The 9,749-nt window shown below is 71.1% G+C and carries 9 protein-coding genes; 7 read left to right on the top strand and 2 right to left on the bottom strand.

Translation table 11 applies throughout. The features are described 5' to 3' along the window. On the bottom strand, window positions 1–1,930 hold a 1,930-nt coding region (locus tag FUT87_RS25740; RefSeq protein ID WP_147242829.1), incomplete at its 3' end, for a hypothetical protein. Between the two features lie 808 nt (window positions 1,931–2,738). Between FUT87_RS25740 and FUT87_RS25735 the strand changes: the two genes are divergently transcribed. Then, complete coding sequence (locus FUT87_RS25735; protein ID WP_404932597.1) at window positions 2,739–3,104, top strand: hypothetical protein; 366 nt, start codon at window positions 2,739–2,741, stop codon at window positions 3,102–3,104. 31 nt (window positions 3,105–3,135) lie between these two features. On the opposite strand, the gene FUT87_RS25730 is transcribed toward FUT87_RS25735, so the two are convergent. After that, window positions 3,136–4,083, bottom strand: a complete 948-nt coding sequence (locus FUT87_RS25730; protein WP_147242828.1) for an esterase family protein — start codon at window positions 4,081–4,083, stop codon at window positions 3,136–3,138. A gap of 249 nt (window positions 4,084–4,332) precedes the next feature. Between FUT87_RS25730 and FUT87_RS25725 the strand changes: the two genes are divergently transcribed. From FUT87_RS25725 to FUT87_RS31140, 6 genes are all read left to right on the top strand, one after another. Then, window positions 4,333–5,127 (top strand): SDR family oxidoreductase, encoded by a 795-nt coding sequence (locus FUT87_RS25725; RefSeq protein WP_255512041.1) that lies wholly within the window; start codon window positions 4,333–4,335, stop codon window positions 5,125–5,127. 127 nt (window positions 5,128–5,254) lie between these two features. Next, window positions 5,255–6,109, top strand: a complete 855-nt coding sequence (locus FUT87_RS25720; RefSeq protein WP_147242827.1) for an ureidoglycolate lyase — start codon at window positions 5,255–5,257, stop codon at window positions 6,107–6,109. 24 nt (window positions 6,110–6,133) lie between these two features. Then, window positions 6,134–7,411 carry an L-fuconate dehydratase gene (locus FUT87_RS25715; protein WP_147242826.1) on the top strand — a complete coding sequence of 426 codons (1,278 nt, stop codon included), beginning with the start codon at window positions 6,134–6,136 and terminating at the stop codon, window positions 7,409–7,411. A 133-nt stretch (window positions 7,412–7,544) separates the two neighbouring features. Beyond that, window positions 7,545–9,107 (top strand): glycoside hydrolase family 2 TIM barrel-domain containing protein, encoded by a 1,563-nt coding sequence (locus tag FUT87_RS25710; protein ID WP_255512040.1) that lies wholly within the window; start codon window positions 7,545–7,547, stop codon window positions 9,105–9,107. Continuing rightward, entirely contained in the window at window positions 9,074–9,697 is a 624-nt protein-coding gene (locus tag FUT87_RS31145) for a DUF4982 domain-containing protein (RefSeq protein WP_255512039.1), read from the top strand. Before FUT87_RS25710 ends, FUT87_RS31145 begins: the two co-directional genes overlap by 34 nt. Then, window positions 9,661–9,749, top strand: an 89-nt coding sequence (locus FUT87_RS31140) for a hypothetical protein (RefSeq protein WP_310735328.1), incomplete at its 3' end; no start/stop codon positions are given. The genes FUT87_RS31145 and FUT87_RS31140, both read left to right, overlap by 37 nt.

The raw sequence follows: 9,749 nt of genomic DNA, 5'->3' as shown, positions 1-9,749 counted from the left end.
CGCGCGTCGCCGACATCAGCACCGGGCGCGGCAAGGCCGTCGCGAAGACCTGGGAGGGATCGATCAGGCGCGACAAGCCGCGGCTGGTGCCGATCCACATCGACCGGTCGCCGTCCTCGTACAGCGCGTGGCCCGAGGTGTCGTTCCAGGCCAGCCCCTGCGAGCGATCCAGCAGCTTCCAATGCGTCCCGTCGTGCACCACCAGCCCGGCGTCGGTGCCGAGCCAGAGCCAGCCTCGGCTGTCGATCAGCAGGGACACGATCATCCGGCCCTTGAGGACGGGGGCGTCCAGGCTTTCCAGCGACGGCTTCGCCGCCCCTGGCGTCCGCACCCGCCAGGCCTGGCCGGCCTCGCTGGCCGCGACGACGGTGCCGTCCTCGCCACAGGCGACGTAGGTCACCCCGTCCTCGACCGCGAGGGACGACAGCCATTGGCCTGCCCGGCGTCGGGCCAGCCCACGCGCCCCGGCGAGCCACAACGTGCCGTCGGGCGTCTCGCAGGCGTCGTAGAAATGCTCCTGCGCATTGCCTGGGGGGCCGGGCACCGCCTGCACCGGGCCTCGGCCCGCCTCGGGCCAGCGATGCAGCTTGCCGGCGGTGATGACCCAGAGCGCGCCGTCCTTCGAGGCCAGCGCCCAGAGGAAGCCGTCCTCGGTCCCGCCGGGCGTCGTGATCGGGCCCGGCAGCCCTCGTCCGTCGCGCACGTGGTGGAAGGTCGCTACATCGGTGGCGGCCCACAGGCCGCCCTGGCCATCGGGGACCAGCCCGAAGAGGTCGCCCGCGTGCGGCAGCGGCACCTGGCGGAACACGCCCTGCGCCGCGTCGAACGCCGCCAGCCCCCGTCCCGTGCCGACATGCAGCGCGCCACGCCCCTCCCCGTCACGCTGCATCGTCCAGACCACGCTGCTGGGCAGGCCGTCCGCATCGGTCCAGCTCTCCCAGCGGCCGTAGCCGCGCCACTGCAGCAACCCCGTGCCGCGCAGCCCAAGCCAGAGCCCGCCTTCGCGATCGCTCAGCAGCGCGTGGACGCGACCGTCGCCGGGCAGGCCTTGCCGCTTGCCGAAGGACTGCCACTGCTGGCCCTGCCAGCGCAGCACGCCCAGCTGCGACGCGGTCAGGATGCGGTGCGCGGCATCCTCGACCAGCGGATAGCGATGCATCGGGTCGCCGCGGTCGCTGGGCGCGGTGCGGTCGACGAAGCCCTCGGCGCCCGCGGACAGTTGCAGCGTCGCCTGCGTGGAGCGCGCCCAGACGCTGCCGTCGCTGGCCTCGAGCAGCGCATGCCACTGCTGGCGCGCAACGCCGCTGCGCGCATCCCATCGCTTGAGCTCGCCGCGATGCCAGCGGCAGATGGCGTCGCCGCAACCCGCCCACAGCGCGCCGTCGCGCGCCAGCATGACGCTGGCCAGGCGGCCCATCTCCGGATGACGCGCCAGTTGCTCGGCCGTCATCACCGGGCTCGAGGACCAGCTGTCGGTCTGCCGGTCGACGACCACGTGCTGCAGCCCGCCCACGGTGACGAACCAGGCCTCGTCGCCGCGCGCGGCGATCGCCATCGGCACGTCCTGCGGCAGCTTCGCCGTCCGGGGGAGCACGCGCTCCAGCCGGCCGTCGTGCCACCACCAGGTGCCGGTGTCGGAGAGGATCCACAGGTGTCCGCCGCCGCTGGCCAGCGCGGCCACCCGCCGCAGTTCCTGCGTGGCGACGCGCTCGATGCGCTGCCCGTCGTGGCGATACAGGCCGTTCTCGGTGCCGGCCCACAGGAAACCCTGCGCATCCTGTTGCAGCGCGTTGAGCGCCAGGTTGCCCAGGCCGTCCGGCTGGCCGAACTCGCGCAGGTTCATCTGCTCGCAGAAGCCGGCCGACGATCCGAGGATCGACGCCAGCAGCCATGCGCCGCGCACCATCGCGCGGCTCCATGCGTTCCTCATGTCGTCTCCGGCTGTCGTCTTCGCTGGCGAGCTTACCGAGCCGACGTCCGAGCGCACGCCGGCGACATCACCGAGCCGCGCGGCCGAGTGAAGAAATGCCTCGAAGCGCGCAGCGCGCACCGGCCGGACGCGCGTCCTGCACTGCCCGCAGCCCCCGGTGGGACGCCAGTGACGGGTCAGTGAAGGCATGCCGGGGAGGGCTCGGGACAATCCGACCAACGCATCTTTTTCCTCGTCGCGCGACCCGATCGACGTCCGAGGCCCACGGACATGACCGCGCACCTTCACCCTCCGGATTCGACGACAGGAACGAGCGATGACCCGACCCGCGATCCGCGTCGTTGACCTGACGGCGCGCCTGGGCGACCAGGCCCTGGCGCAATGCGCCGGTACCTCCGACCTCGCCGGGCAGCGAGGGCGCCGCATCGTCCGCCCCGGCGCCTCGCCGTCGGGGCCGGCCCTCGAGTGGGTCAAGCCGCCCCGGCACCTGGACGAGCTCTCGCCCGGCGCCGGACCGGACGCCCTCTTCCTGCTGGTGGGGCCCGGCTCGGTCCGGGCCGCCACCGAGGTCTTCCAGCGCGCCGTCGATGCCGGCGTGCCCCGCATCCATGCGCTGCTGCGCCCAACGCCCTCGTCGAGGAATCGGCGCTGCGATCGATGGTGCCGCGAAGCGACGACGCCCGGCGTCTCTACCGCCTGCCTGACAGCAGCGCGGAAACCCTGTGGTTCGTCCTCATCGACGAACTCGACCGTTGGCCAGCCCCGCAGCCCGGCCGCCTTCCCTCCCCCTGACCTCACGAAAGTACCCATGAGCAACAACCTGCAGCAGTCGATGTCGGCTGCGATGACGATCGACGGTGCGATGTCGGCCGCCCTGGTGGACTACCGCAGCGGCATGTGCCTGGCCCAGGCGGGCTCCGGCCTCAACCTCGAACTGGCCGCGGCCGGCAACACGCAGGTGGTGCGCGCCAAGCTGCAGACCATGGAAGCGCTGGGCCTGCGCAAGGGCGGCATCGAGGACATCCTGATCACGCTCGCGGACCAGTACCACCTGATCCGGCTGGTGCCCAACAACGCCGGCCTGTTCCTCTACCTGGTGCTGGACCGGGCCAAGGGCAACCTGGCCCTGGCGCGCTACAAGCTGACCGAGATCGAGCGCGGCCTCAAGGTCTGAGCGACCCGGCGCCACCGGGCGGCACGGCGGTTCATCGGAAGAGCCGCTGCGAGAACTGGTACAGGTTGTCGCTCCAGCTCTCGCGGTCGTGCCCGCTGGCGTCGACGTTCCACTGGTGGGGAACGCCTTGCCGGAGCAGGTCCCGGTGCACCCGCTGCGAGACGCTGATCAAGCCATCCCGGTTGCCGCAGGACAGGTACAGCAGCGCCAATTGCCGGCGCAGCGCGCCGGGATCGGGCGTCAACTCCGCCGTGGCCCGCGTGTTGGGCGCGGAGGAAAAACCACCGATCCAGGCGAAGGTCTCCGGATGGCCCAGGCCCATGTTGAGCGCCTGCCCGCCGCCCATCGACAGCCCCGCGAGCGCGCGATGCCGCGCGTCCGCCCGGACCGGGTAGGCGGCCTCGACCGCGGGAATGAGGAAGTCCAGCAGGTCGCGCTCGAACTTCGCGAAGCCGGCCGCGTTGGCCTCGGTGAAGACGCGATCCGGCGGCGGCACGCTGTCGTCCGGCAGGGCCCGGCCATTGGGCATCACCACGATCATCGGGACGGCCTTGCCGTCGGCGATGAGGTTGTCCAGGACGGCGTTGGCCCGCACGTAGCCGGTCCATTCGTGCTGGTTGCCGCCGATGCCGTGCAGCAGGTAGAGCACCGGATAGCGGCGCTCGCGCGTGTAGCCGGCCGGCAGATAGACCAGCGCCTGGCGACGCCCGCCGGTGACGCCCGACTCGTAGCTGAACGTCTCCACCCGGCCCGGTACGACGCCGGGCCGCGTTTCGTCGAAGCCTCGCGGCGGCGGCGGCGTCGAGCGGACATCGTCGGCCGCCAGCACGATCGGCCGGGCAAAGTTGGCGCGGGCCGCGTCCGGTGTCACCGGGCCGGCGTCCTGCGCTTGCGCGGTGGGCGCGAGGCCCAGCAGGAGCGCGCTCAGCAGCGCGCCCGACAGCGCGCCAGGCAGGGGATCGAAGGAGCGGAAGGTCATGAGCTGCATCCCGGATGTGGACTGACCAGTATCGCAACATCTTCATTCGGTCTTACCGGCATAAACACGGAATCCTTGCCGGGCCCGCCCTACCCGGCCCCGCCCGCCGCGGGAAGGCGGATCGCCGCTCGACAGGCCACCCATCCGGTCGGACCAATTTGAAACGATACGAATCAAGGGTAGTTCCCGGGTGGGGGTGACAACCCTGTCTGGCATAAACTGGTCAGACCTCTTGGCCGGATTTCGACCGTGAACCTGCCCCTTCCGCCCTCTTCCGCCGCTGGCGCCCTCGCTGGCAAGACCGTGCTGATCACCGCAGCCGCCCAAGGGATCGGCCGCGCGAGCGCACTGGCCTGCCTCGCGGCGGGCGCCGAGGTGATTGCCACCGACCTCGCGGCCCCTGGCCTGGACAGCCTGCGCGAAGACGCCGGAGATTCGTCCCGCTTGCGGACCGCGCCGCTCGACGTGCGCGACGACGCCGCCATCCAGTCCCTGGCGCGCGAGCTGCCGCCGCTGCACGGCCTCTTCAACTGCGCCGGCTTCGTCCATCACGGCTCGGTCCTGGACTGCGACGAGTCGGCCTGGGATTTCAGCATGGACCTCAACGTCAAGAGCATGTGGCGCATGCTGCGCGCCTTCCTGCCCGGCATGCTGGCCGAGGCGGCGCGCCCCGGTGGCAGCGCCTCGGTGCTGAACATGGCGTCGATGGCGTCCTCGGTGAAGGGCTTTCCCAACCGCTGCGTCTATGGCGTCAGCAAGGCGGCGGTGATCGGCCTGACCAAGTCGGTCGCGGCCGACTTCGTCAAGCAGTGCCTGCGCTGCAATGCGCTGTGCCCCGGCACGGTGGACACGCCCTCGCTGCGCGGGCGCATCGCCGCGGCCGCCGATCCGGTGCAGGCCGAGCGCGACTTCATCGCGCGCCAGCCGATGGGACGCCTGGCCACGGTGGACGACATCGCACCGTTGGTGGTGTTCCTGCTCAGCGACGCGTCCCGCTTCATCACCGGCCAGGCGGTCAGCGTCGACGGCGGCGTCACGATCTGAACCCCGTGGCCGTCGCCGTTTCCCGGTCGCCAGGCCGACAGGCCTTCGGGCCGTTCCGGCCTTCAAGCCGCCCCTCCGATTTCCTCTCGCCCCTCTCGCCCCTCTCGCCTCTCTCGCAAGGACTGCCATGAAACTGCTCCGCTACGGCCCGCCCGGCCAGGAACGCCCCGGCCTGCTGGACGCCGACGGCCAGGTGCGCGACCTCTCCGAACACATCGACGACCTCGCCGGCGAGGTGCTGACCCCCGCCGGCCTGTCGCTGCTGCGCCAGCTCGATCCCACCACCCTGCCCCGGGTCCCTGGCACGCCGCAGCGGGACCTGCGGCTCGGTCCCTGCGTCGGCCAGGTCGGCAAGTTCATCTGCATCGGCCTGAACTACGCCGACCACGCCGCGGAGTCCGGCCTGCCGGTGCCGCAGGAACCGGTGGTCTTCGCCAAATGGACCAGCGCGATCAGCGGTCCCGACGACCCGGTGCGCATCCCGCGGGGCTCGGTCAAGACGGATTGGGAGGTCGAGTTGGGCGTCGTCATCGGCGAGGGCGGCGCCTACATCGACGAGGCCGACGCGATGAAGCATGTCGCCGGCTACTGCGTCGTCAACGACGTGTCCGAGCGCGAATGGCAGCTCGAGCGCGGCACGCAATGGGACAAGGGCAAGGGCTGCGACACCTTCGGGCCGCTCGGCCCCTGGCTGGTCACCGCGGACGAGATCCCGGACCCGCAGCAGCTGGACCTCTGGCTGGAGGTCGACGGCCACCGCTACCAGAACGGCAACACCCGCACGATGGTGTTCGGCGTGGCGCAGATCGTCAGCTACCTGAGCCGCTTCATGAGCCTGCAGCCGGGGGACGTCATCTCCACCGGCACGCCGCCCGGCGTCGGCCTGGGCCAGAAGCCGCCGGTCTACCTGCGGCCCGGCCAGACGATGCGCCTGGGCATCGCCGGACTGGGCACGCAGACCCAGCGCACCGTCGCCGCCTGAAGCCCGCCACCTCACCCCGCCCCCATGACCCGCATCACCGATCTGCGCACCGTCGACGTGCGCTTCCCCACGTCGGCCCACCTGGACGGCTCCGACGCGATGAATCCCGATCCGGATTACTCGGCCGCCTACGTCATCCTCGAGACGGACCGGCCGGGACTGGAAGGCCACGGCCTGACCTTCACCATCGGGCGCGGCAACGACCTGTGCTGCCGCGCCATCGAGGCGATGCGGCATCTCGTCGTCGGCGTGGACCTGGATTGGATCGCCGCCGACATGGGGCGCTTCTGGCGCCACGTGACCTCGGACAGCCAGCTGCGCTGGATCGGGCCCGACAAGGGCGCGATCCACCTGGCCACCGGCGCCGTCGTCAACGCGGTCTGGGACCTGTGGGCGAAGGCCGAGGGCAAGCCGCTGTGGCGCCTGGTCGCCGACATGAGCCCCGAGGAGCTGGTGCGCTGCATCGACTTCCGCTACCTCACCGACTGCATCACGCCGGACGAGGCGCTCGCGCTGCTGACCCGCGCCGCCGAGGGCAAGGCCGAGCGCCTGGCCCTGCTCGAGCGCGAGGGCTATCCCTGCTACACGACCTCGGCCGGCTGGCTCGGCTACCCGGACGACAAGCTCCGGCGCCTGTGCCAGGAAGCGGTGGACGCCGGCTTCGGCCATGTGAAGCTCAAGGTCGGCCGCGACCGCGAGGACGACATCCGCCGCCTGCGCATCGCCCGCGAGGTGCTGGGGCCCGACCGCCGCCTGATGATCGACGCCAACCAGGTGTGGGACGTGCCGGTGGCCATCGACTGGCTGAAGGACCTGGCCTTCGCGCGGCCCTGGTTCATCGAAGAGCCCACCAGCCCCGACGACGTCGAAGGCCATCGCGCGATCCGCGAGGCCATCTCGCCGATGCGGGTCGCCACCGGCGAGATGTGCCAGAACCGCATCCTGTTCAAGCAGTTCATCATGCGCGGCGCGATCGACGTGGTGCAGATCGACAGCTGCCGCCTGGGCGGCGTCAACGAGATCCTGGCGGTGCTGCTGATGGCCGCCAAGCATGGCCTGCCGGTGTGTCCGCACGCGGGCGGCGTGGGCCTGTGCGAGTACGTGCAGCACCTCTCGGTCATCGACTTCCTGTGCGTCTCCGCCAGCCGCGAGGACCGGGTGATCGAGTACGTCGACCATCTGCATGAGCACTTCGTCGATCCCTGCGTCGTGCGTGGCGCCGCCTACCTGCTGCCGACCGCTCCGGGCTTCTCCATCACGATGAAACCCGAGTCGCTGGAGCGGTATCGCTTCCGCGGCTGAGCCGTCGGCTCGGTGTTTTCACCGGTAAGACCGAAAGTAGATTCTGAGAAACTGGTAAGACCACATCAACGGCCGTCAGAGCCTCGAAGGACCGCCGCCTTTCCGGCGCCGCGGTCCTCGTCATGGAGACAAGATGTTCAAGACGATGACGCGCCCTGCGTCACTGGTTCATGGGCTGTTGATCGCCTGCCTGGCGATCGCGGCGCTGCTGCCCGCTACCGCGCGCGCCGAGGGGCCGCGCGAGCGCCTGTCGCTGGACGCCGGCTGGCTGTTCCACCGCGGCGAAGTGCCGCCGCCGCCGGTCAAGGGACACGGCGCGAGCTACCACCAGGCCAAGGCGGGCGGCGTCGTCGGCGCCGGTGGGGCGGAGTTCGACGACTCCGACTGGCGCCGGCTGGACCTGCCGCACGACTGGGCGATCGAGAACGCCTTCGACCGTCAAGAGAACGCGTCGCAGGGCTACCGCGCCCGAGGCATCGGCTGGTACCGGCGTTATCTGCAACTGCCGGAGTCCGACCGGAGCCGCCACATCGAACTGCAGTTCGACGGCATCGCGACCCACAGCACGGTGTGGGTCAACGGCATCGTGGTGAATCGCAACTGGTCCGGCTACAACGGCCGCGCCATCGACATCACGCCCTACCTGCGCTACGGCGACGAGGTGAACAGCATCGCGGTGCGCGTCGACGCGGACGCCCAGGAAGGCTGGTGGTACGAAGGCGCCGGCATCTACCGCCATGTCTGGCTGGTCAAGCGCGACCCGCTGCACATCGCCACCGACGGCCTCTACGCCAATCCGGTGCAGCGCGACGACCGCTGGACGCTGCCGGTCGAGGTGCAGGTCGACAACACCGGCGAGGCCGCGCGGGCCGCGGTCGTCTCGCTTGAGGTGACCGGCCCCGACGGCGCCGTGGTGGCCCGGAAGGAGACCCGCGTCAGCGTCGCCGCGCTGGACTCGGCCACCGCGCGCCTGACGCTGGACATCCGGCAACCCGAGCTGTGGTCGCCGCGATCGCCGCGGCTGTATCGCGTGCGGGCGGTGCTGCGCCAACCCGGCGCCGGCCCGCTGCGCGAGATCGACGCCACCGAGCTGCACACCGGTTTCCGCACGCTGCGCTTCGATGCCGAGCGGGGCTTCTTCCTCAACGGCGAAGCGCTCAAGCTGCAGGGCGTGTGCATCCACCAGGACCATGCCGGCGTCGGCGTCGCGGTGCCGACGGCGATCTGGGAGTTCCGCCTGCGTCGCCTCCAGGAGATGGGCGTGAACGCGGTGCGCTTCGCCCACAACGCGGTGGCGCCGGAGGTCATGGACCTGGCGGACCGGCTGGGTCTGCTGGTGATGGACGAGAACCGCAACTTCAGCGCGAGCCCGGACGCGATGGCCCAACTCACTTGGCTGGTGCGGCGTGACCGCAACCGGCCCAGCGTCATCCTCTGGTCCCTCTTCAACGAAGAGCCGCTGCAAGGCACCTGGCAAGGCCGCGAGATGGCGCGCCGCATGGCCGCCGAGATCAAGCGGCTGGACCCGAGCCGGCCTGTCACCGCGGGCATGCACGACGGTCTCTTCGCCGATCGCAACGCCTCGGAGGTGCTGGACGTGGTCGGCGTCAACTACCAGGTCCATGCCTACGACCGCTACCACCGCGAGCATCCCGGCCGCCGATGTTCAGTTCCGAGGACACCTCCGCCTACATGACGCGCGGCGCCTGGCGCAGCGACCGGCAGGCGCAGGTGCTGGGCAGCCATGACGACGAGCCCGCGTCCTGGGGCCAGACCCACCGCGACGCCTGGCGGCACCTCGCGCAGCGGCCGTTCATGGCGGGCGGCTTCGTCTGGAGCGGCTTCGACTACCACGGCGAGCCCACGCCCTTCGAATGGCCGAGCGCCTCGACCTTCTTCGGCGCCCTGGACCTGTGCGGTTTCCCCAAGGCGGCCTTCTACATCCGGCAGGCGCAATGGGTGAAGGACCGCACCGTGGTCAAGATCCTGCCGCACTGGAACTGGGCCGGCAGCGAGGGTCAGCCGGTGAAGGTGATGGTCGCCACCAACGCGCCGCGCGTGCGCCTGCTGCTGAACGGCCAGGCGGTCGCGGAGCAGGCGGCGGACCGCGACGGCATCGTCAGCGTCGACCTGCCCTACGCGCCGGGCCGGCTCGAGGCCGTCGCGCTGGAGGGAACGCGTGAACTGGCCCGCGACCTGGTGGAGACCAGCGACGCCCCGGCCGCCTGGTGCTTGCCGCCGACCGCGCCGTGCTGGCCGGCGACGGCCGCGATGCGGTGGCGGTGACCGTCAGCGCGGTCGATGCGCAGGGTCGCGCGGTGCCGACCGCCAACCTGAT

It is taken from the genome of Mitsuaria sp. TWR114 (genome assembly GCF_007997345.1).
This window is presented reverse-complemented; position numbering and strand designations above follow the sequence as displayed.